Source organism: Mammaliicoccus sp. Q-M61, assembly GCF_022386055.1.
GTDB classification, from domain to species: Bacteria; Bacillota; Bacilli; order Staphylococcales; family Staphylococcaceae; genus Mammaliicoccus; species Mammaliicoccus sciuri_A.
The window spans coordinates 387,533-409,530 of record NZ_JAJNJL010000001.1 but is presented as its reverse complement, the minus strand read 5'-3'; the positions used below and the strand labels follow the sequence as shown (position 1 = coordinate 409,530).

Annotated in this window: 22 protein-coding genes; 17 read left to right on the top strand and 5 right to left on the bottom strand. The window is 32.2% G+C overall.

Annotation, left to right across the window (positions count from 1 at the left end; translation table 11 throughout):
• Nucleotide 1: 1 nt before the first annotated feature.
• The 9 genes from lpdA (at nucleotide 2) to LQ677_RS01905 (ending at nucleotide 7,826) form a co-directional block, all read left to right on the top strand.
• On the top strand, nucleotides 2–1,408 hold the full coding sequence (lpdA, locus tag LQ677_RS01945) for a dihydrolipoyl dehydrogenase (RefSeq protein ID WP_126476961.1): 1,407 nt from the start codon (nucleotides 2–4) through the stop codon (nucleotides 1,406–1,408).
• Between the two features lie 64 nt (nucleotides 1,409–1,472).
• Nucleotides 1,473–1,745 (top strand): UPF0223 family protein, encoded by a 273-nt coding sequence (locus LQ677_RS01940; RefSeq protein WP_239748057.1) that lies wholly within the window; start codon nucleotides 1,473–1,475, stop codon nucleotides 1,743–1,745.
• Between the two features lie 113 nt (nucleotides 1,746–1,858).
• Nucleotides 1,859–2,401 carry a helix-turn-helix domain-containing protein gene (locus tag LQ677_RS01935; RefSeq protein ID WP_239748056.1) on the top strand — a complete coding sequence of 181 codons (543 nt, stop codon included), beginning with the start codon at nucleotides 1,859–1,861 and terminating at the stop codon, nucleotides 2,399–2,401.
• A gap of 10 nt (nucleotides 2,402–2,411) precedes the next feature.
• Nucleotides 2,412–3,509: an ABC transporter ATP-binding protein gene (locus tag LQ677_RS01930; RefSeq protein ID WP_126476958.1), complete on the top strand. Its 1,098-nt coding sequence runs from the start codon at nucleotides 2,412–2,414 to the stop codon at nucleotides 3,507–3,509.
• On the top strand, nucleotides 3,502–4,305 hold the full coding sequence (locus LQ677_RS01925) for an ABC transporter permease (RefSeq protein ID WP_126476956.1): 804 nt from the start codon (nucleotides 3,502–3,504) through the stop codon (nucleotides 4,303–4,305). Before LQ677_RS01930 ends, LQ677_RS01925 begins: the two co-directional genes overlap by 8 nt.
• Before the next feature lies 1 nt (nucleotide 4,306).
• Entirely contained in the window at nucleotides 4,307–5,119 is an 813-nt protein-coding gene (locus tag LQ677_RS01920) for an ABC transporter permease (RefSeq protein WP_037587432.1), read from the top strand.
• Complete coding sequence (locus LQ677_RS01915; protein WP_103360512.1) at nucleotides 5,116–6,189, top strand: ABC transporter substrate-binding protein; 1,074 nt, start codon at nucleotides 5,116–5,118, stop codon at nucleotides 6,187–6,189. Before LQ677_RS01920 ends, LQ677_RS01915 begins: the two co-directional genes overlap by 4 nt.
• A gap of 78 nt (nucleotides 6,190–6,267) precedes the next feature.
• A complete protein-coding gene (locus LQ677_RS01910) occupies nucleotides 6,268–7,260 on the top strand; it encodes a DUF4064 domain-containing protein (RefSeq protein WP_204188699.1) in 993 nt (330 codons plus the stop codon).
• A gap of 47 nt (nucleotides 7,261–7,307) precedes the next feature.
• Entirely contained in the window at nucleotides 7,308–7,826 is a 519-nt protein-coding gene (locus LQ677_RS01905) for a DUF4064 domain-containing protein (protein ID WP_051575370.1), read from the top strand.
• A 60-nt stretch (nucleotides 7,827–7,886) separates the two neighbouring features.
• On the opposite strand, the gene LQ677_RS01900 is transcribed toward LQ677_RS01905, so the two are convergent.
• On the bottom strand, nucleotides 7,887–8,498 hold the full coding sequence (locus LQ677_RS01900; protein ID WP_204258374.1) for a YktB family protein: 612 nt from the start codon (nucleotides 8,496–8,498) through the stop codon (nucleotides 7,887–7,889).
• A gap of 104 nt (nucleotides 8,499–8,602) precedes the next feature.
• On the opposite strand from LQ677_RS01900, the gene LQ677_RS01895 reads away from it, so the two are divergent.
• Entirely contained in the window at nucleotides 8,603–9,424 is an 822-nt protein-coding gene (locus LQ677_RS01895) for an inositol monophosphatase family protein (protein WP_239748055.1), read from the top strand.
• 686 nt (nucleotides 9,425–10,110) lie between these two features.
• Here the strand turns inward: LQ677_RS01895 and LQ677_RS01890 are convergent.
• Entirely contained in the window at nucleotides 10,111–10,296 is a 186-nt protein-coding gene (locus LQ677_RS01890; protein WP_037587440.1) for a DUF5325 family protein, read from the bottom strand.
• A 220-nt stretch (nucleotides 10,297–10,516) separates the two neighbouring features.
• Between LQ677_RS01890 and typA the strand changes: the two genes are divergently transcribed.
• A complete protein-coding gene (typA, locus tag LQ677_RS01885) occupies nucleotides 10,517–12,364 on the top strand; it encodes a translational GTPase TypA (protein ID WP_037587443.1) in 1,848 nt (615 codons plus the stop codon).
• A 5-nt stretch (nucleotides 12,365–12,369) separates the two neighbouring features.
• A complete protein-coding gene (locus LQ677_RS01880; protein ID WP_037587446.1) occupies nucleotides 12,370–12,708 on the top strand; it encodes a YlaH-like family protein in 339 nt (112 codons plus the stop codon).
• Between the two features lie 35 nt (nucleotides 12,709–12,743).
• On the opposite strand, the gene LQ677_RS01875 is transcribed toward LQ677_RS01880, so the two are convergent.
• On the bottom strand, nucleotides 12,744–12,890 hold the full coding sequence (locus LQ677_RS01875) for a DUF2197 domain-containing protein (protein ID WP_191836216.1): 147 nt from the start codon (nucleotides 12,888–12,890) through the stop codon (nucleotides 12,744–12,746).
• A gap of 5 nt (nucleotides 12,891–12,895) precedes the next feature.
• Nucleotides 12,896–13,378, bottom strand: coding sequence for a hypothetical protein (locus tag LQ677_RS01870; protein WP_025904661.1), 483 nt, complete (start codon nucleotides 13,376–13,378; stop codon nucleotides 12,896–12,898).
• Nucleotides 13,379–13,519: 141 nt separating this feature from the next.
• Between LQ677_RS01870 and LQ677_RS01865 the strand changes: the two genes are divergently transcribed.
• The 3 genes from LQ677_RS01865 to LQ677_RS01855 all read left to right on the top strand — a co-directional run bounded on the left by LQ677_RS01865 (nucleotide 13,520) and on the right by LQ677_RS01855 (nucleotide 18,644).
• Nucleotides 13,520–13,795 carry an Fpa/YlaN family protein gene (locus LQ677_RS01865; protein ID WP_025904660.1) on the top strand — a complete coding sequence of 92 codons (276 nt, stop codon included), beginning with the start codon at nucleotides 13,520–13,522 and terminating at the stop codon, nucleotides 13,793–13,795.
• A gap of 66 nt (nucleotides 13,796–13,861) precedes the next feature.
• A complete protein-coding gene (locus LQ677_RS01860) occupies nucleotides 13,862–15,061 on the top strand; it encodes an FtsW/RodA/SpoVE family cell cycle protein (protein ID WP_191836199.1) in 1,200 nt (399 codons plus the stop codon).
• A 136-nt stretch (nucleotides 15,062–15,197) separates the two neighbouring features.
• Complete coding sequence (locus LQ677_RS01855) at nucleotides 15,198–18,644, top strand: pyruvate carboxylase (protein WP_025904658.1); 3,447 nt, start codon at nucleotides 15,198–15,200, stop codon at nucleotides 18,642–18,644.
• Between the two features lie 52 nt (nucleotides 18,645–18,696).
• Here LQ677_RS01855 and LQ677_RS01850 read toward each other — a convergent pair whose 3' ends face one another.
• Nucleotides 18,697–19,608 (bottom strand): COX15/CtaA family protein, encoded by a 912-nt coding sequence (locus tag LQ677_RS01850; RefSeq protein WP_037587456.1) that lies wholly within the window; start codon nucleotides 19,606–19,608, stop codon nucleotides 18,697–18,699.
• A gap of 357 nt (nucleotides 19,609–19,965) precedes the next feature.
• On the opposite strand from LQ677_RS01850, the gene cyoE reads away from it, so the two are divergent.
• On the top strand, nucleotides 19,966–20,871 hold the full coding sequence (gene cyoE, locus LQ677_RS01845) for a heme o synthase (RefSeq protein ID WP_037588060.1): 906 nt from the start codon (nucleotides 19,966–19,968) through the stop codon (nucleotides 20,869–20,871).
• Between the two features lie 38 nt (nucleotides 20,872–20,909).
• On the top strand, nucleotides 20,910–21,977 hold the full coding sequence (gene coxB, locus LQ677_RS01840) for a cytochrome c oxidase subunit II (RefSeq protein WP_037587457.1): 1,068 nt from the start codon (nucleotides 20,910–20,912) through the stop codon (nucleotides 21,975–21,977).
• Nucleotides 21,978–21,998: the final 21 nt, after the last annotated feature.

The following is a 21,998-nucleotide window of genomic DNA, read 5'->3' as shown; positions in this document are numbered from 1 at the left end:
AATGGTAGTTGGAGATTTTCCTATTGAAACAGATACTATTGTAATTGGAGCAGGTCCTGGTGGATATGTTGCAGCAATTCGTGCAGCACAATTAGGACAAAAAGTAACAATCGTTGAAAAAGGCGAATTAGGTGGCGTATGTTTAAACGTTGGTTGTATCCCATCTAAAGCTTTATTATCAGCATCACACCGTTTCCACAACGCTCAACATTCAGAAGATATGGGTGTTGTAGCTGAGAAAGTAGCATTAAACTTCGAAAAAGTTCAAGAATTCAAAAATGGCGTAGTTAAAAAATTAACAGGCGGCGTAGCTGGATTAATGAAAGGTAACAAAATCGATGTTGTTAACGGAGAAGCATATTTTGTAGATGAAAATAACTTAAAAGTTATGACTGAAAAAGCATCTCAAACTTATACTTTCAAAAATGCTATTATCGCAACTGGTTCACGTCCAATCGAAATTCCTAATTTCAAATTTGGTAAACGTGTAATCGATTCTACAGGTGCATTATCACTTCAAGAAGTACCTAAAAAATTAGTAGTAGTAGGTGGCGGATACATTGGATCTGAGCTAGGTACTGCATATGCTAACTTTGGTTCTGAAGTAACAATCCTTGAAGGTGCTAAAGATATTTTAGGCGGATTTGAAAAGCAAATGACTCAAATCGTTAAAAAAGGTCTTAAAGCTAAAGGTGTAGAAATCGTAACAGAAGCGATGGCTAAATCAGCTGAAGAAACTGATAACGGCGTTAAAGTTACTTACGAAGCTGGCGGAGAAACAAAAGAAATCGATGCTGACTATGTATTAGTTACAGTAGGACGTCGACCAAATACTGATGAATTAGGTCTTGAAGAATTAGGTCTAAAAATGTCAGATCGTGGTTTAGTTGAAGTTGACGAACAAAGCCGTACTTCAATTAGCAATATTTATGCAATCGGTGATATCGTTGCTGGACCTCCACTTGCTCATAAAGCAAGTTATGAAGCTAAAGTTGCTGCTGAAGCAATTGCTGGTGAAAAATCAGCTGTAGATTACTTAGGTATTCCTGCAGTATGTTTCACTGAGCCAGAATTAGCTACAGTAGGTTATACAGAAGCTAGCGCTAAAGAAGAAGGATTAGAAATTAAAGCTGCTAAGTTCCCATTTGCTGCAAATGGTCGTGCATTAGCATTAAATGAAACTGCTGGTTTCGTTAAACTTATCACTTTAAAAGAAAATGGTCTTCTAATTGGTGCACAAGTTGCTGGTACAGGCGCTTCAGATATCATTGCTGAATTAGGTTTAGCAATTGAAACAGGTATGACTGCTGAAGACGTATCATTAACAATTCATGCTCACCCAACATTAGGTGAAATTTCTATGGAAGCTGCAGAAGTAGCATTAGGAACACCTATCCATACAATGTAATCATAAAAATATAAGGCTGAGACATATTTATGTCCCAGCCTTTTTTTGTAAAGGAGTAGAAAACATGGAGTATAGTTATCCAATAGTTGTGGATTGGTCGCAAGATGAGATTCTCGAAGTGATGGTATTTTATAACCTTATAGAAGATGCATATGAAAGTGAAGCAAATAGAGAACAATTAGACAAAGCATATAAAAACTTCAAAAAAATTATTCCTGGTAAAGCTGATGAGAATAATTTTTATAAAGCTTTCAAAGAAGAAAGTGGTTATGATGGCTATAAAGTTGTTAAAGCTTTAAAAGAGAATAAAGAAGCGACAACGATTTCAGTTAAATAATATTATAAAATCCCCCAAAAAGTGTTGAACTATAAAATGATTTCTGTTATTTTATTAAAGGTACTAAACTTAATGTTTAGTAAAAGTAAACATTACACTTTCTTGGGGGATTTATGAATATAGGAGAAAAACTTAAAAATTTAAGGTATCAAAAGAACCTAACACAAGAAGAACTTGGAGAGCGTACAGATTTATCTAAAGGTTATATTTCTCAATTAGAAAGAAATTTATCTTCACCATCTATGGAAACTTTTTTGAATATTTTAGATGTATTAGGGGTTGAACCGAGTGAGTTTTTTAATGAGAAATTGTATCAAGCTCGTATACATTATACTGAACAAGAACACACAATATATGATGAATATGATTTAGGTTACAAAATAAAATGGCTCGTTCCAGATTCAAATGAATTTGAAATGGAACCTGTAATTATCACTTTAAAAAGTGGATCTAAATATAAAGCATTTAGCCCATCAAATTCTGAAACATTTGCATATGTAAAAAAAGGATTCATAACTTTGAATATAGGGAATCAAACATATACTGCTAAAAGTGGAGAATGTTTTTATTTTAAAGCGCATGAAACGCATCAGTTTTTAAATCAATCTAGCAAAGATGCTGAAGTATTGATTGTAGCTACAGAATCGTATTTATAGGAGGTAAGGCATGAAACAACCAATCATAAAGTTCGAAGGCATTTCAAAGAACTTTAACAACACGCAAGTATTAGATGATGTCAGTTTTGAAATTGAAGAAGGTAAATTTTATACATTATTAGGTCCATCAGGTTGTGGTAAAACAACTATTTTAAAATTGATAGCAGGATTTGAAACACCAACTAAAGGTAATATTTTGTTTAATAATAAAATTATTAATAAAGTGCCAGCAAATAATAGGAAAGTTAATACTGTGTTCCAAGATTACGCATTATTTCCTCATTTAAATGTATACGACAATGTAGCATTTGGACTAAAAATAAAAAAGTTAAATAAAAAAGATATTCAAACTAAAGTAAAAGAAGCATTAAAATTAGTGAAACTTGAAGGATATGAACAACGTAAAATCACTGAAATGAGTGGTGGTCAAAAGCAACGTGTTGCGATTGCTAGAGCAATTGCGAATGAACCTGAAATTATCTTACTTGATGAGCCATTATCAGCTTTAGACTTAAAGTTAAGAACGGAAATGCAATATGAACTACGTGAATTGCAACAACGATTAGGTATTACGTTTATTTTTGTTACACATGACCAAGAAGAAGCATTAGCAATGAGTGATTACATATTTGTTATGAAAGACGGTAAAATTCAACAAAGTGGTACGCCTGTCGACATATATGACGAACCTATTAATAAATTCGTTGCAGATTTCATTGGTGAATCTAATATCGTTACAGGTGTCATGAAACGTGATTATGTTGTTGAAATGTACGGTATTCCTTATGAATGTGTAGATGCTGGATTTGAAAAAGATGCTAAAGTTGACGTCGTGATTCGTCCAGAAGATATCACGATTAAATCAGAGAATGAAGGTCGTATCTCTGCAGTAGTTGATTCTCAATTATTTAGAGGTGTTCATTATGAAATTTGTTGCTATGATGCGCAAGGAAATGAATGGATTATCCAAACGACGAAAAAAGCAACAATCGGTGAAACAGTAGGACTTGATTTTGATTCAGAAGCGATTCATATTATGTTGCCAGGTGAAACTGAAGAAGAATTTGATCGTCGAATTGAAAGCTATGAGGATGAGGAACATGCATAAAATAAAATCACTATTACTCGTACCTTACATGATATGGATAGTATTATTTATTATCGTTCCGATTGCTATGATTTTCTATGCATCATTACTTGATATTCATGGACACTTTTCATTCGAGAATTACAAAAACTTTTTTACAAGTAGTTATTTAGAAATGACTTTAAGTTCAGCTTGGTATGCATTAATTATTACTTTCTTTTGTTTATTGATCAGTTATCCTTTAGCGTTAACACTTAGAAATGCGAAACATAAAGATATATTATTATTACTTATTATATTACCAACTTGGATTAACTTGTTACTTAAAACGTATGCTTTTATCGGCATTCTTAGTCATGATGGTTTATTAAATAAAATCTTAAGTGTATTTCATGTACCATCAACAGAATTATTATTTACAAGTACAGCGTTTATCATTGTTTCGGTTTATATTTATATTCCATTTATGCTGTTACCAATCTTTAATTCAATGGATGAAATACCAGAGAATTTATTACAAGCATCAAGAGATTTAGGTGCAAATAGTTTTACAACATTTAAAAATGTCATCGTGCCTTTAACATTAGAAGGTGTGAAAACGGGTATCCAAATTACATTTATACCGGCATTATCATTATTTATGATTACACGCTTAATCGCAGGTAATAAAGTTGTTAACTTAGGTACAGCAATTCAAGAACAGTTTTTAGTTACACAAAATTATGGTATGGGTTCTACGATAGCTGTGTTCTTAATATTAGCTATGGCACTGATACTAATTATTACGAAATCTAAATCAGAGAATAAGGAGGTATAGTATGAAATTAACAGGAAAAATTTATTTTACAATCATACTTATATTTCTATACTTGCCTATCTTTTTCTTAATATTTTATTCATTTAACGGTGCAGGTAATATGACGCACTTTAAAGGCTTTACATTTGATCATTACACATCAGTGTTTCAAAATAAACGATTGTTAGTGATTATCGTGAATACCATTGCGATTGCATTGTTGGCCGCGAGTATTTCTACTTTAATCGGAATATGTGGCGCTATAGGTATTTACTACTTAAGAAATAAAAAATTAAAAGTCGGATTATTAACATTGAATAATATCTTAATGGTAAGTTCTGATGTTGTAATCGGATCATCATTTTTACTATTATTTACTGTTATTGGTCACTATACAGGTATGGGGCTTGGTTTCTGGTCAGTTTTAATATCTCATATAGCATTTTGTGTACCAATAGTCGTGCTTTTAGTACTTCCTAAACTATATGATATGAATACATCTATGATCGATGCTGCTAAAGATTTAGGTGCAACTTCATGGCAAACACTTATTAAAGTTGTGATACCTCATATTCTACCTGGTGCAATTGGTGGATTCTTTATGGCACTTACGTACTCATTAGATGACTTTACAGTGAGCTTTTTTGTGACAGGTAGTGGCTTTAGCGTATTATCTGTTGAAGTATATTCAATGGCTAGAAAAGGTATTACGATGGAAATCAATGCGATTTCTACATTACTATTTGCGTTAGTTATGATACTGATTTTAGGATATTATTTCATAAAAAGAAGCCAACAAAAAAGACTTGAAAAAAGAGGGGGCATTATAAGATGAAACAATTAATGCAGTTAGTCGGCATCTCAATTGTTGTAGGTGCATTGTTAATGTTATCTACTAAATTAATTGATCCGCCTCCTTCTAAAGGGAAAAAGAATGTCATTTATGTATATAACTGGGGAGAATATATTGACCCAGATTTGACGAAAAAATTTGAAAAACAAACAGGTATTAAAGTTGTATACGAAACGTTTGATTCAAATGAAGCGATGATGGCTAAAATTAAAAACGGTGGTACAGCATATGATGTTGCAGTGCCAAGTGAGTATACTGTTGAAAAAATGAAAAAAGAAAAATTATTAATACCGATTGATCATAAAAAAGTACCGAATTTAAAAAATATTGATAAAGATTTTATGAATTTACCATTTGATCCAGGGAATAAATATTCCGTACCTTATTTCTGGGGAACAGTAGGCATTTTGTATAATCCAGAAACAACGAAAGGGATCAACTTTAATACATGGAATAGTCTATGGGATAAACGCCTTAAAGATGATGTATTAATCGTTGATGGATCAAGAGAAGGTATAGGATTTGCATTAAATAGTATGAATGAAAGTTTAAATGAAACGAATAAACAAAAACTGAAAAAAGCACAAGATAAATTAATTAAGTTATCACCTAATGTTCGAGGTGTTGTTGGTGATGAAATTAATACAATGATGGTTCAGAATGAATCGGATGTAGCCGTTGTATGGAGTGGTATGGCAGCTGATATCATGACTGAAAATGATAAATTGGATTTCGTCGTACCTAAAGAAGGATCAAACTTATGGTTTGATAATATCGTTATACCTAAGACAGCACAGAATGTTGATGGAGCACATAAATTTATTAACTTCTTATTAGAAGAAAAGAATGGAAAGCAAAATGCAGAATGGGTTGGATATGCAACGCCAAACAAAGCTTCTTATAATCTTTTAGATAAGAGTGTTAGAGAAGATGAGCGTTTCTATCCTGATTCTTCAGTAAGAAATAAACTTGAAGTTTATGAAGATTTGGGAAAAGAAAATATAGCAGCGTATAATGAAGCCTTTTTAAAATTTAAAATGTCGCTTAATTAGTCATTATAAAGGGTCTTTGTGAGAAACAAAGCCCTTTTTTTGTTATAATTAAAACCAATTCATTATTAGGAGGTAAACATGATGAATTCATATGTAGAACATGTGAGACAGCCAGTTGGTAGAGGTGTAGAAAAATTTCTCGGCTGGTTTGCTTGGATTATATTATTGGGCATAACAGCTTTATCTTTATTTGCTGCACTTGTCGTATTAAATAATCCAGAAAATATAACTAGGCTAGAAACGTTAATTAATAGACTAAATATTAATATTACGACTAATGGACAATTAATGTCTGCTAGTGAAGTAGCACTCAATATTCAAAATGGTATTTGGTTATTTATAATTTACTTGATTATTGTTTTAATATTTTCATTTATTGGTTTAGTTTTAATGAGATGGAGAATATTTTCTGCTTTTGTATTTTTACTTTTAGCAATTATTACAATTCCATTATTTATTGTGCTTGTACCATTATTCTTCTTTATTGTATGTATTTTATTATTCGTAAGAAAAGATAAAATATTACCAGTTCAAGGTATGGCACCACAACAACCTTATTATGAAAATCAACGCGAAAATATTCAACCACAGCCAAGAGAACGTCAGCAAGTTGAACCTAAACAGCAATATCGAGAAGAACATGTAGAAGAACCATTACAAGAGAAAGAACGTTCAGCACAAGTTGACCAAGTAGAACAAACTGAAACGACGCATAGTGAGGAAGTACTTTCTCGTAGTAAAAAGCATCAAAATAAAAAACAAAGAAATCAACAAGAAGAGACAAATGTTGAAGACTTAGATGATGCAGCTCAGTCAGATATTGATCAACAAGAGAATATTGGTCAAAGACATGAAGATCCATACAATTATGAAACAACTCAATCAGATGAGTATCAAGTTCAACCTGATAAACTGAAAAAAGAAAAGAAACCTAAAAAAGTAAAACCTAATGCAACAATTGAAAGAAGAAAGAATTACGAAAAAAGAATGCAACAACAGAAAAAATATTTCGAAGAAAAAAATAAAGATGAACAAAATATAGAAAAAAACGATAATAAACTTGATAAATAAAATTCAGATTGAGATAATAGTAATTGACAAATTTTAGGAGGGTTTACATGAAAAGAACAACAGAATATATATTACTCGTTGTTGGTGCCGTATTCTCATTAATTGGAATTGTATTGGCATTTATAACTAAATCTTTTTCAAATACTGCTGAATTTAAAATGGAATTTGAGCGACAAGTGCAAAATAATCCAGATTTGCAAAATGAAATATCTTCGGATCAATTATCAACTATTATGAGTAGCTTTACGAATTATGCGCTTGTTATTCTCATCATCAGTATTGTATTAGCAATAGTGGCATTAGTATTTGTAAAAAAACAAAGAATTTTATCTGGTATATCAGCTATACTTGGTGGTCTTGTTTCAATACTCATCTTTAACGTTATTTCATTCCTTGTATTAATTATTGCAGGTATTATGTTATTAGTGAGAAAAGATAAAAATCATCAATTTGAAGATGTGAATTTCCAAAATGACCATAATCATTTAGATGGTAACAATCATCAACAAAATCAGTTTAATTCAGAAGATAAAAAGAAAAAAGATGACGATCCATATATTTATTAATCGATATATAATAAAACAACAGCCCTTCAGTATCGAACTGAAGGGCTGTTGTATTAAGTATTAACTATAAAATTTAATTAATTCATCAAATGTTTCATCTAAAAATGTAGTAAATGATTTATCTGTTTTTAATACATCTGATTTAGGATCTAAAGTACGTGCTACGAAGAACTCAGCTTTTTTAATATCTTTAAGTCTCTTAATATGATGTTTCAAATCTTCTGTAGATAACGAATCAATAGGAGACTTATCAATATTATAATGATCAAAACATAATGAATAATCACTTGGTAAATCTTCTAATAAGTTAAAGTTTTTATTTAAAAAGTCAGCCATTTGACCTTTATTTTTATTTTCATGCATAACACCAAACATTATAAATAATTGTGATTCAAATAAACCAATTTGAAAATGTGGTAACATTTTATATCCACGTTGATTAGTCGCAAATGCAACCCAAGTATCTTTAGGGGGATTAACAGTTCTTCTCGCATGTTTTGCAACATGGTAATGGAATGTATCTCCAGTTTGTTCAGTTAAATATTTTGTATATCTTTCACCTAAAGCATGTAATTGTGGTCTTACTTGTTCGTCTAGTGCTTGCATCCTATTTTCTAAACCTTCAACACTAAAAACTTTAAAATCTTTTTGTTTAAACGTATACTTAGTCATAGTTGTCCTCCTTATAACTGTGGTACATAACAATATTTTATCATAAATTTTTTTGAATATATAAAGAACAATGCTAATATAAAAATAACATAGGAGGTTTTGTCATGGAAATATACAAATTTGCTTATCAAATAATACTAGAAGCGGGTCAAATTATTCGTGATTCAATAGATGACGATATTCAAATAGAAACAAAGTCAAATCCTAATGATTTAGTGACAAATATAGATAAAGAAACAGAAGAAAGATTATTTAATCAAATTAAATCTACATATCCAGAACATCGTATTTTAGGAGAAGAAGGTCACGGTACAGATATTGATAATACAGAGGGCGTCCTATGGATTGTTGACCCAATAGATGGCACGCTAAACTTTGTACATCAACAAGAAAATTTTGCCATTTCAATCGGTATTTTTATTGATGGCGAAAAATATGCAGGATTTGTATATGATGTCATGAACGATAAAATGTATCACGCCATAGCTGGTAAAGGGGCATGGTTAAATAATGAACAACTTAAACCATTAGAAGATACTGATTTGAAGACCAGTTTAATTTCAACAAATCCATTATGGTTAACAAAAGAAAAATTAGCTAAAATCTATATGCCGATTGTTGATCAAGCAAGAAGTACAAGAGCATACGGATCAGCAGCATTAGACTTTGCTAACGTTGCAAAAGGCAATACAAGTGCGTATTTAACAATGCGATTACATCCATGGGACTTTGCAGGAGGCTTAATAATTGCAGAAGAAGTAGGAGCAGTTGTAACAAACCAATTAGGAGAACACTTAAATATATTAGAAGCCAATTCAATTTTAATAGGCAATAAAAAAATTCACCAAGAACTATTGAATGAATACTTCTTACCATATAAGACAATGTTAGAACAAATTCATACAGAAAGATTTAAAGGAAAATAGGAAGTAGGCTTAAACAATTATTGTTTAAGCCTCTTTTTTTAGGGACAGAATTCCGAGAAATGTCCGTAAGAAGTGCTGTTAGGGACAGAATTCTGAGAAATGTCCGTAAGAGGGGATGTTAGGGACAGAATTCTGAGAAATGTCCGAAAGAGGCGTTGTTAGGGACAGAATTCCGAGAAATGTCCATAAGAGGTGCTGTTAGGGACAGAATTCCGAGAAATGTCCGTAAGAAGTGCTGTTAGGGACAGAATTCTGAGAAATGTCCGTAAGAGGCGTTGTTAGGGACAGAATTCTGAGAAGTGTCTCTAAGATGCGTTGTTAGGGACAGAATTCTGAGAAATGTCTCTAAGGAGTGCCCATCTAATTACCAGAATTCAGAAAAATGGAAGTTAGCGGATTCTAACTACCAGAATTCGAAATAATGGAAGTTACAGCATTCTAACTACCACAATTCGGAATAATGGAAGTTACAGCATTCTAACTACCACAATTCAGAATAGTGGAAGTTACAGCATTCTAATTACCACAATTCGGAATAATGAAATCAAGATCCTAACAATATCTATCAACTAACTATCAATACCATCTCCGTTAAACACCTTACAACTAAATTTAACACATCAAAAAAGCATATCACTTTAACGTTTTGTTAAGCGATATGCTTTTCATTTGATGTCGTATGTTGTTTATAGCCAACCGTTTTCGCGGTATTTCTTTTTAAGTGTAAAACCAAATCCCATTGTTGCTACGATTAACAATACTGCTAATAACATAAACAACATAGAACCTTCTGCTAATGCAAAGCTAAACACTAAAAGGAGAAATGTTACAATTAAAGCAAGTAGTACGAATATTGCTTTAGATTTCTTCATTTATATCCATCCTTTAACCGTTTTCATTATTTTATTATGCTTCACATTTAAAGAAAAATCAACCTGTTGATTAAAACGGTACCAAATAAAAAATATGGAAATTTGAGTAAATCTGTTCAATAATAGTTATTTTTCAAACGATTTATGTTATAATTATCAAGTTATAAATTTAAGTCGAATAAATGTCGATTAATTTAAATCGGAGAGGAAAATTTTTTGCATGACTAATTTAAGAGAAAATGTACGTAACATTGCGATTATTGCCCACGTTGACCACGGAAAAACAACTTTAGTAGATGAATTATTAAAGCAATCTGGTATTTTTCGTGAAAATGAACATATAGCAGAACGTGCGATGGATTCAAACGACCTTGAAAAAGAACGCGGTATTACGATATTAGCTAAAAATACGGCAATTGACTATAAAGATCACCGTATCAATATACTAGATACACCTGGACATGCTGACTTCGGAGGAGAAGTTGAGCGTATTATGAAAATGGTTGATGGTGTTGTATTAGTAGTAGATGCTTATGAAGGAACGATGCCACAAACACGTTTCGTGCTTAAAAAAGCATTAGAACAAAATTTAAAACCAGTTGTAGTTGTTAATAAAATAGATAAACCTTCTGCAAGACCAGAACAAGTAGTAGATGAAGTATTAGACTTATTTATTGAATTAGATGCCAATGATGAGCAACTTGAATTCCCAGTTGTATATGCATCTGCATTAAGTGGTACTGCTAGTTTAGAGTCTGATAAACAAGACGATAACATGCAATGTCTATATGAAACAATTTTAGAATATGTACCAGCACCTGTTGATAATAGAGATGAGCCATTACAATTCCAAGTTGCATTATTAGATTATAATGACTATGTTGGACGTATTGGTGTAGGACGTGTATTCAGAGGTACAATTAAAGTTGGACAACAAGTATCATTAGTTAAGATTGATGGTAGCGTTAAAAACTTCAGAGTTACAAAAATCTTTGGTTTCTTTGGTTTAAACCGTATAGAAATTGATGAAGCATACGCTGGTGACCTAATCGCTATTAGTGGTATGGAAGATATTAACGTAGGTGAAACAATTACACCTCAAGATCATGTTGAAGCTTTACCAATTTTAAGAATTGATGAGCCAACATTAGAAATGACATTCTCAGTTAATAATTCTCCATTCGCTGGTAAAGAAGGTACTTACGTTACAGCTCGTAAGATTGAAGAAAGATTAGAAACACAATTAGAAACAGATGTATCTTTACGTGTAACACCTACAGATTCACCTGATGCATGGGTTGTAGCAGGTCGTGGGGAATTACATTTATCTATCTTAATTGAAAATATGAGACGTGAAGGTTATGAATTACAAGTTTCTAAACCTCAAGTTATTGTTAAAGAAATAGATGGCGTTAAATCTGAGCCTTATGAACGTGTTCAAATTGATGTTCCTGATGAATATACAGGTGCAATTATTGAATCTTTAGGGTCACGTAAAGGTGAAATGGTTGATATGCAATCTAACGAAAATGGACAAACTAAATTAATCTTTATCGTTCCAGCTCGTGGATTAATTGGTTACACTACTGAATTCATGTCAATGACTCGTGGTTATGGTATCATTAACCATACATTCGATTCTTACCGTCCAAGAATTAAAGGACGTATTGGTGGAAGAAGAAATGGTGTACTTGTATCAATCGATAAAGGTGTAGCAAGTACTTATGCTATCTTGAACTTAGAAGATAGAGGTGTAAACTTCATGGAGCCAGGTACTGAAGTTTATGAAGGTATGATTGTTGGTGAAAATACTCGTGAAAACGATCTAACAGTTAACATTACAAAAGTTAAAGCAGCTAACAACATCCGTTCAGCTACTAAAGAACAAACAACAACAATGAAAAAACCTAGAATTTTAACACTTGAAGAAGCGTTAGAATACTTAAATGATGACGAATTAGTTGAAGTAACACCTGAATCAATTCGTTTAAGAAAGAAAATTTTAGATAAAGCAGAAAGAGAAAGAGCTCAGAAGAGACAAAAAATGGCTGAACAAGAAGAGGAGTGATATAGATGCTCTTAGTTGCTAAAAATGTAAGTGTTAATCCAACAGAAAGGCTTTCATTTTTTGGTAAGTTATTTAGAGTAGATGAGAACCCAGAGCTTGGTATGTGGCTTTTATTATTAACGATTTTTGTATTAAGTGCGATTGTTTATAATTTAGGGTTTGCAAGAAAACTAAAGTTTTGGCAAAACATTATTATCTATATATTACTGTTTTTAGGTTGTTTATTATTAACATTTCTAGCGGTATTCTTGCCTGTAGGAGAAAGTTTAATAATAGCAGCAATTGTTTTAGGTCTATATCGTTACAGACTTCATAAAGAACGAAGTAGCGGTAAACAACAATAAAAAAAGGCGGCTCGTAAGAGCTGCCTTTTTTATTTTTATTCTGATTTAGGTTTATCAAGTCTTGCTTTACAATCATCGCACATAAATGTACGGATTGGGTGATTTCTTAATCTTTTTGCTTCTTTAGATTTAGAATCTAAATTAACGATAGAATCACAAATAATACATTTTACTTTCATAATCATGGTTAAACAACCTCTATGTCTGAAACATAACTGAATTTATTTTGGTAACCATTTTCTTGATCATAAGTAAAAGCGTCGATTTTTCCATCTTTATATATCATTTTACCTTCTTTAGAGAATTGGAAAAATAAATATGGCCATTGTTCAATTGGAATATCAATTGAATCTTGATCATTCTTTAAGACTACTTTTGTAGCGCTTTCATTTGGTTCTGCATTTTTGATGAAAGGCATCGCATTTATAACATAAGTATCTTTTAAAAATGAACGTCTTTTATAAGTTGTTTCACTATTTAATGTTGGAGGATTTGTAGCACCTTCAAGGATTGCACGGTTCCATGCAACATTATTTTCAAATTCAATTGGCTTTTCACCATTAAAGATACCTTGCTCTAAATCTTCAATTTTTACTTTGCGATCATCAAAAATCCATGTTGTTGCATCTAACGTAATATTAAACTTCGTATTTCCTTTAATTTGTATCAATTTTTTCACTCCTATCAATCTCACAATTCAATTTTAACATATTTGTAATTAATAACCTTCTGTTTTCGCTTGCAATTTTCAGATTTGTAGGCTAAAATTTTATAAGTATAGAAACTTAAAAAGATTAAGGGGGAGTATGTCATGCATTACGATTCAGAAATTTGTCAAAGGGCATATGACCAATTATATAACGATTCTGAAAAAATCCTTCAGTTAATAAAGGTACAAATGGACAACTTAACTATGCCACAATGTCCTTTATATGAGGAAGTTTTAGATACGCAAATGTTTGGTCTTCAAAAGGAAGTAGATTTTGCAGTACAAATTGGACTTGTTGATAGAGAAAAGGGTCAGACACTTATGGCAAGTTTAGAAAAGGAACTATCTAAATTGCATGATGCTTTCACAAATGCTTAAATTATACAAAGTCTAGAGAGGAGAAATCTTTCTTTAGACTTATTTTTTTAGAATTGGAATGAGTCGATGGAATATATTAAGAGGTTTTTCCAGTACATTAAGAATTACTCAAAATACATAGATTTCACATTGTTAATTACTTATATCATTTTATCATTCATTGGCTTAGTGATGGTATACAGCGCAAGTATGGTAGCTGCTACAAAAGGTACTTTAACAGGTGGTATCCCAGTATCGGGTACGTACTTTTTTATAAGGCAGTTATTATATTGTATAGTTGGATTTTTTATTGTATTTTTTATGTCGTATTTTATGCATATTAACATTTTAAAGAATAAAAGAGTACAACAAATTGTCATATTCACGATATTTGGTTTGCTCGTGTTAACTTTACTTGTTGGTACGACAATTAACGGTGCAAAAAGTTGGATTAACTTAGGATTTATGAACTTACAAGCATCTGAAATATTGAAAGTTGCAATGATATTATACTTATCATTCATTATCGATAAAAGACGAAATCGACTTAAACAGTTTAAACTTGCACTGATGATGCCTTTATTCTTAATTGGTACTTGTATTGGATTAGTCTTATTACAAAACGATACAGGTCAAGCATTGATACTATGTATGATCGTATTATGTATCTTCGCATATTCAGGTATAGGTATTAAAGCAATTTTAAAATGGTCTGGACCAATATTTGCTGGTGTGGTATTACTGGTTATCTTTAGTATAGTGTTTAAAGGTGGCATTTTGTCACAACACCAAGCTGACCGATTTCATGTACTTGAGAATCCTTTCAACTATGAAAGTGGTATCGGATATCACTTAGCTAATTCATTATTAGCAATCGGTAACGGAGGCCTCTTTGGTAAAGGACTAGGTAACGGTATTATGAAATTAGGTTATTTACCTGAACCGCATACAGACTTTATCTTTGCAGTTATCGCTGAAGAATTAGGCTTAGTTGGCGTGTTATTCATAATAGGTTTACTTGGGTTCATTGTATATAAAGGTTTCTTATATGCAGCACTTACGGATTCATATTTCTTTAAATTAGTATGTGTTGGTATTTCAAGCTATATTGGTATTCAAACTTTTGTAAACTTAGCTGGTATATCAGGAACAATTCCTTTAACAGGTGTTCCATTGCCATTTATGACATTTGGTGGATCTTCTATGTTAAGCTTAAGTATCGCGACAGGTATACTATTATTAACGGCTAAACAAATAAGAATTGAGAGTCGTCAAAGAGCGAGATAAATGCATAATTAATCAAACAAATTAATAAATTATATAAAAATTGCGGATTATAGTAGAATATAATTCGCAATTTTTATATAATGGACTAATATATTGTTTTTAGAAAATTCAAATACATTGAGGGGAGCCTCCAAATATGAGCAAAATAAATAAATTATTAGTAGCCAATCGAGGCGAAATTGCAATCAGAATTTTTAGAGCAGCAACAGAGCTAGATATTGAAACAGTAGCGATTTATTCTAATGAAGACTTAGGGGCATTGCATAGATATAAAGCAGATGAGTCTTATTTAGTAGATGAAAACTTAGGACCTACAGAAAGTTATTTGAATATAGAGGCAATTATTAAAGTTGCTAAAAAAGCAGGCGTCGATGCAATACATCCGGGATATGGCTTTTTAAGTGAAAATGAAACATTCGCAAAGAGATGTGCTGAAGAAGGTATTAAATTTATCGGACCAGAACTTAAACATTTAGACATGTTTGGAGATAAGGTAAAAGCAAGAGCGACAGCTATAGCTGCAGATGTTCCAGTTATTCCAGGAACTGATGGTGCGGTTGAATCATTTGAGGAAGTAGAAGCATTTACTAAAGAACACGGTTTCCCAGTTATCATCAAAGCCATTTCTGGTGGTGGTGGTAAAGGTATGCGTATCGTCAATAATGCGAGTGAATTAGAAGATGCATACCAAAGAGCTAAATCAGAAGCTGGAAAATCTTTCGGAAATAGCGAAGTTTATGTCGAAAAATACATAGATCAACCAAAACATATTGAAGTTCAAATCATAGGTGACGAACACGGAAACTTAGTTCATTTATATGAAAGAGATTGTTCAGTACAACGTAGACATCAAAAAGTTGTAGAAGTTGCACCATCTGTTTCATTAGGAGATGAATTGAGACATCGTATTTGTAATGTTGCATTAGACTTAATGAAGAAAATTGGATATGTCAATGCAGGTACGGTTGAGTTCTTAGTTTCAGGAGATGAATTCTACTTCATTGAAGTTAATCCACGTGTACAAGTTGAACATACTATTACTGAAATGGTAACAGGTATCGATATTGTTAAGACGCAAATACTAGTTGCTGAAGGCGAATCATTATTTGGTGACAAAATTGAAATGCCACAACAAGAAGACATTACTACTTTAGGTTTCGCAATTCAAAGTCGTATCACAACTGAAGATCCTTTAAATGACTTCATGCCAGATACAGGTAAAATTATTGCTTACCGTTCAAGTGGTGGCTTCGGTGTAAGACTAGATGCTGGTGATGGATTTGAAGGTGCAGAAATTTCACCTTATTACGATTCATTATTAGTGAAAGTTTCAACACATGCTATGTCATTAAGACAAGCGACTGAAAAAATGCTACGTTCTCTTAAAGAAATGAGAATAAGAGGTATTAAAACAAATATTCCATTCTTATATAATGTGGTAAATCACGAGAAGTTTGCGAAGGGGACATATACAACTAAATTCTTAGAAAACAACCCAGAGCTATTTGATATTACACCGACAAGAGATAGAGGTACAAAGACGCTACAATATATCGGGAACATTTCGGTAAATGGATTCCCTGGTGTTGAAAAACGAGAAAAACCACACTTTGAAAAGTTCAAATTAGAAGAAGTATCTAATGAAGAAATTGCATCATTATCAGGTACGAAACAAATTCTAGAACAACATGGACCTGAAGGCGTAAGTAAATGGTTAAAAGAACAAGAAGAAGTACTATTGACGGATACGACGTTTAGAGATGCACATCAATCATTATTAGCAACACGTATGAGAACGTACGACATGTTACAAATTGCACCTGAAACAGCTAAATATTTAAATGACGCATTTTCATTAGAAATGTGGGGCGGTGCAACATTTGATGTGGCATACAACTTCTTAAAAGAGAATCCATGGGAACGTTTAACACGCTTACGTAAAAAAATTCCAAATGTGTTATTCCAAATGTTATTAAGAGCATCAAACGCAGTTGGATATAAAAACTATCCTGATAATGTGATTGAAAAATTTGTTAAAGAAAGTGCTGAAGCTGGAATCGATGTATTTAGAATATTCGATTCATTAAATTGGTTAGATCAAATGAAAGTCGCAAATGAAGCGGTACAAAAATCAGGTAAAATTTCTGAAGGTGCAATTTGCTACACAGGAGATATCTTAAATCCAGAAAGATCTAACGTATATACTTTAGAGTATTACATTAATCTAGCTAAAGAATTACAACGTGAAGGTGTACATATCCTTGGTATTAAAGATATGGCTGGATTGTTAAAACCTAAAGCAGCTTATGAATTAATTAGCGAATTGAAGACACAAATTGATATTCCAATCCATTTACATACTCATGATACCAGTGGTAACGGATTACTTGTTTATCAAAGTGCGATTAGAGCAGGTGTCGATGTAATCGATACTGCAGTAGCAAGTATGAGTGGTACAACATCACAACCTTCAGCTAACTCTTTATACTATGCATTAAGTGGTAATGAAAGAGATGTTAGAACAAATATTGATGGTCTAGAAAGATTATCTCAATATTGGGATACAGTTAGAAACTATTATTCTGATTTTGAAAGTGATATTCGTTCTCCACATACTGAAATTTATCAACATGAGATGCCAGGTGGACAGTATTCTAACCTTGGTCAACAAGCTAAGAGTTTAGGATTAGGTGAAAGATTTAATGAAGTTAAAGACATGTATAAACGTGTTAACTTATTATTTGGTGATATCGTAAAAGTAACACCTTCTTCTAAAGTAGTTGGGGACATGGCATTATACATGGTTCAAAATGATTTAGATGAAGAAAGTGTCATTAAACGTGGCCGTTCACTAGATTTCCCTGAATCAGTTGTCTCATTCTTTAAAGGAGAAATTGGTCAACCGGTAAATGGCTTTAATAAAGAATTACAAAAAGTCATCTTAAAAGGGCAACAACCAATTGAAAAACGACCAGGAGAATTGTTAGAGCCTGTTGATTTTGATGCATTGCGTGAAGAACTACAAGCTAAACAACAAGAGGAAGTAACGGAACAAGATTTAATCAGTTATGCCATTTATCCTAAAGTATACGAACAATATATTAAGACATATGAAAGTTTCGGAAACTTATCATTGTTAGATACACCTACATTCTTATTCGGTATGAAGAAAAATGAAACGGTAGAAATAACAATTGATAAAGGTAAGATCTTAATCGTTAAATTACTTTCTATCGGTCATGTATACGAAGATGGTCATCGTTGGGTATACTATGAGTTGAATGGTCAGCCAAGAAAAGTATACGTTAAAGATGAACATGTTAAAGTATCTGAGGCAGTATTACAAAAAGCAGACTTAAGTAATGAATCTCATATCGGAGCTCAAATGCCAGGTACAATTTCAGAAGTGAAAGTAAAACAAGGTGATGAAGTGAAACAAGGTGACGCACTTATCATTACTGAAGCAATGAAAATGGAAACAACAATACAAGCGCCATTTGATGGAACGGTAAGCAATATTTACGTTTCAGCTGGTGACAGTATTCAAACACAAGATTTGATTATTACAATCGATAAAGCATAATAAATTAAAAGCCGCTTAAATCATCAAATGATTTAAGCGGCTTTTTTGTATATTAACTTCGACGTTTAGAACGTGATATTAGCATGATGAAGTAACATAATAATCCAAATAACATTGTAATAAATAATGCGTGGAAGAGTGCGATAAATAAATTAACACGTGTGATAACTGATAAAGCACCTGTTGTTACTTGTAAACAAACCAGTATAAAAGCTAATGTCCAACCGTATTTAATAACGCGGTATTGTGTATAATTTTTGAAAGCATGAATGAATATATATAATATCCAAATAAATATGATGAAAGCTAAAGTTCTATGTGACATTTGAACCCATTCATAAAAGTTTTGAGGTAGTCCGACTTCACCGTTTCTACATAATGGCCAACTTAAACATGCTAAACTTGCATCTGCATGTCTTACAAGTGCGCCTGAATAAATCACAAAATATATAAATAATGTAACAGCATAAGTGTGGAACTTTAAGTGTTTATCTATTATTAAGCTTGTAGCTTCGAATTTTTGATCAACTTCATAAATAATTAATGTTAATAATAAAACTGAAGCGAAGCTAATTAGTGATATGCCGAAATGTAGAGATAAAATAAAATCATTTTGTTGCCATATTACAGCTGCTGCGCCAATTAAAGCTTGGGCAAAGATAAATGCAATGCTCGTAATACAAAGTGGTTTAACTTCTCTAATATGACCAAGTTTGACCCAACTTATATAAGTAAGTAGACAAACAAGAATAAGTGCTAATCCAGATACGCCTCTATGTGCTAATTCTATAATCGTTTCAACTGGCCAATCTGCAGGTATAACAGAGCCATGACATAATGGCCAAGAGTTTCCGCAACCATCAGCGGAACCAGTCTTAGTAACTAATGCACCACCTAATTGGACAAAGAGCATCACAATTGTCGCTATAGTAGATAGCCATTTTAAAAATTTATCACTAAACAATTCGAACACCTCAAGTAAAATTAAAATTGATATTTATAGTACTATAAAATGAGTTTTATTCTAAAATAAACCTTATTTATATGTCAAAATATGATAGAATTTAAGAGAACAACGTATTAACAATTATTCTTACTTTAATACGATTCTAATTTAAACACTAATATCTATAGTATAACAATGAATGTGCATTGTAAATGTTACACAATAATGACTTTTTATGCGAACAAAGGATAAGTAATAAAATGTCAAAATTTTGTTTCAAAAATGTATAGATTATGTGACAATTTTCATATATCATTGAGTTATATGTGAAAGATAATGGAAGGAGGGACAAAATTGCAACAAAATCAATATAGTGTGACTTCTGAGAAAGAAATAGAAACTGGTCGTCTCACTTTGTATGAAATTAAAGCCATCATTAAAATGGGTCTTGTTCAAGGAAATCTGATCCCAACATTTGCAGGTGCGTGGCTTGCAATAGTATTTGGTGGATTTAACTTCTTCCACAGTTTACCGGTTGTTCTATTAATGATGGTAGGATCAACCTTAATTATGGGCGGAGCATGTGCTATAAACAATTATTACGATCAAGATATCGATTCTATCATGCCTTCAAAACAAAAGAGACCTACAGTAAATGGACGTATTAGTAATCGCCACTTAATTCAATTAAGTTTCGGATTAATGATTGTGGGTGAAATTTTATTATTCATGATAAATATTCCAACTGGCATAATTGGATTACTTGGTATATTTGGATATGTTGTACTGTACTCAATATGGTCAAAAAGACATACCGTTTGGAATACAGTTGTAGGAAGTTTTCCAGGTGCAATACCGCCGTTAATCGGTTGGGCGAGTATTGATCCATCATTAAGCCCATTAGCATGGACACTATTCTTAGTGTTATTTGCATGGCAACCTGCTCATTTTTATGCTTTAGCTTATCGTCGTAAAGATGAATATGCCTTAGCTAATATACCAATGTTACCGTCAGTTAAAAGCTTCAATAGAACGCGTTTAAGTATGTTGTTTTGGGTAGTTCTATTATTACCGATACCGTTCTTAATGACGCAACTTGGTACAGTGTTTATCGTTATTGCAACACTGCTCAACTTAGCATGGATGTTATTAGCTTTATATGGATTTAAAAAAGAAATAAACAAATCAAAATGGGCTACGAGTATGTTTGTTTTTTCTTTAAATTATCTTGTTATTTTCTTTGTCATGACAGTTATCGTAACTGTTATACAATTAATATAATTAATTATGAATGAATGCATGAAAGAGGGGTTAAACGAATGAAGACACGTTTAAAAAACACGAAAATGTTCGGTTTGCTTGCTACTTTGCTGTTTGTATTAGCAGGTTGTGGACAAAAACATTTATCAGTACTTCACCCAGCTGGTGAAGTGGCTGATAAACAATTCTTTTTACTAATGCTTTCAATAGGCATTATGTTGCTAGTTATTGTTGTAGTTGTTGTTATATTCTTATTTGCAATGATTAAATTCCGTCGTAAAAAATTAGGTGAAGATTATGTACCTAAAGACGTTGAAGGAAATCATAAATTAGAATTGGTTTGGACAATCATCCCAATCATTTTACTTATTATTCTAGCAATTCCTACTGTTATGCTAACGTTCTCACTTGGAGATACGAAAGCAATCGATAAAGTAGATGAAAAAGGTAAAAGTAAAGAACTTGTTATTGATGTAACTGCTAACCTTTATTGGTGGGAGTTTAGTTATCCAAATGAAAAAATTGTTACCAGCCAAGAACTGGTTGTACCAACTGATAAGAAAGTTTACTTTAGATTACATTCAGCTGATGTTAAACACTCATTCTGGGTACCAGCAGTTGGAGGAAAATTGGATACTAACGTAGAAGGTATTAATAAATTCTACTTAAAATTCGATGATAAAAGAGCTAAAGAAGTCAAAAATCTATTCTATGGTAAGTGTGCTGAATTATGTGGACCATCACATGCTTTAATGGACTTTAAAGTGAAAGCCCTACCACAAGATGATTTTGATAAATGGGTTAAAGATATGAAAGACGTTAAAAAACCTGTAGCCGCTACTTCTAGCCAAGCTAAAGAGGGTGAAAAGGTATTTAACAAATCATGTGCAGGATGTCACGCTGTTACACCAACTGGAGATGGCGCTAAAGGCCCTAACTTAACTAACTTTGGTGATCGTGATTTAATTGCAGGTTACTTAAAACATGATGAAGAAAATCTTAAAAAATGGATTAAAGACCCAGAAAGCGTTAAACCTGGTAATAAGATGACTGGTCAATATAAAGTTTCTGATGAAGACATTGACGCTTTATCTGCCTACTTAATGGAAAGAAAAGTTGATAAGTAAGAATTGAAAGGGAGGTTACTC

Excerpts from the sequence above, each read along its gene's own strand:
- lpdA (WP_126476961.1), top strand. The coding sequence starts at position 2 with ATGGTAGTTGGAGATTTTCCTATTGAAACAGATACTATTGTAATTGGA.
- LQ677_RS01940 (WP_239748057.1), top strand. The coding sequence starts at position 1,473 with ATGGAGTATAGTTATCCAATAGTTGTGGATTGGTCGCAAGATGAGATT.
- LQ677_RS01935 (WP_239748056.1), top strand. The coding sequence starts at position 1,859 with ATGAATATAGGAGAAAAACTTAAAAATTTAAGGTATCAAAAGAACCTA.
- LQ677_RS01930 (WP_126476958.1), top strand. The coding sequence starts at position 2,412 with ATGAAACAACCAATCATAAAGTTCGAAGGCATTTCAAAGAACTTTAAC.
- LQ677_RS01925 (WP_126476956.1), top strand. The coding sequence starts at position 3,502 with ATGCATAAAATAAAATCACTATTACTCGTACCTTACATGATATGGATA.
- LQ677_RS01920 (WP_037587432.1), top strand. The coding sequence starts at position 4,307 with ATGAAATTAACAGGAAAAATTTATTTTACAATCATACTTATATTTCTA.
- LQ677_RS01915 (WP_103360512.1), top strand. The coding sequence starts at position 5,116 with ATGAAACAATTAATGCAGTTAGTCGGCATCTCAATTGTTGTAGGTGCA.
- LQ677_RS01910 (WP_204188699.1), top strand. The coding sequence starts at position 6,268 with ATGATGAATTCATATGTAGAACATGTGAGACAGCCAGTTGGTAGAGGT.
- LQ677_RS01905 (WP_051575370.1), top strand. The coding sequence starts at position 7,308 with ATGAAAAGAACAACAGAATATATATTACTCGTTGTTGGTGCCGTATTC.
- LQ677_RS01900 (WP_204258374.1), bottom strand. The coding sequence starts at position 8,498 with ATGACTAAGTATACGTTTAAACAAAAAGATTTTAAAGTTTTTAGTGTT.
- LQ677_RS01895 (WP_239748055.1), top strand. The coding sequence starts at position 8,603 with ATGGAAATATACAAATTTGCTTATCAAATAATACTAGAAGCGGGTCAA.
- LQ677_RS01890 (WP_037587440.1), bottom strand. The coding sequence starts at position 10,296 with ATGAAGAAATCTAAAGCAATATTCGTACTACTTGCTTTAATTGTAACA.
- typA (WP_037587443.1), top strand. The coding sequence starts at position 10,517 with ATGACTAATTTAAGAGAAAATGTACGTAACATTGCGATTATTGCCCAC.
- LQ677_RS01880 (WP_037587446.1), top strand. The coding sequence starts at position 12,370 with ATGCTCTTAGTTGCTAAAAATGTAAGTGTTAATCCAACAGAAAGGCTT.
- LQ677_RS01865 (WP_025904660.1), top strand. The coding sequence starts at position 13,520 with ATGCATTACGATTCAGAAATTTGTCAAAGGGCATATGACCAATTATAT.
- LQ677_RS01860 (WP_191836199.1), top strand. The coding sequence starts at position 13,862 with ATGGAATATATTAAGAGGTTTTTCCAGTACATTAAGAATTACTCAAAA.
- LQ677_RS01855 (WP_025904658.1), top strand. The coding sequence starts at position 15,198 with ATGAGCAAAATAAATAAATTATTAGTAGCCAATCGAGGCGAAATTGCA.
- coxB (WP_037587457.1), top strand. The coding sequence starts at position 20,910 with ATGAAGACACGTTTAAAAAACACGAAAATGTTCGGTTTGCTTGCTACT.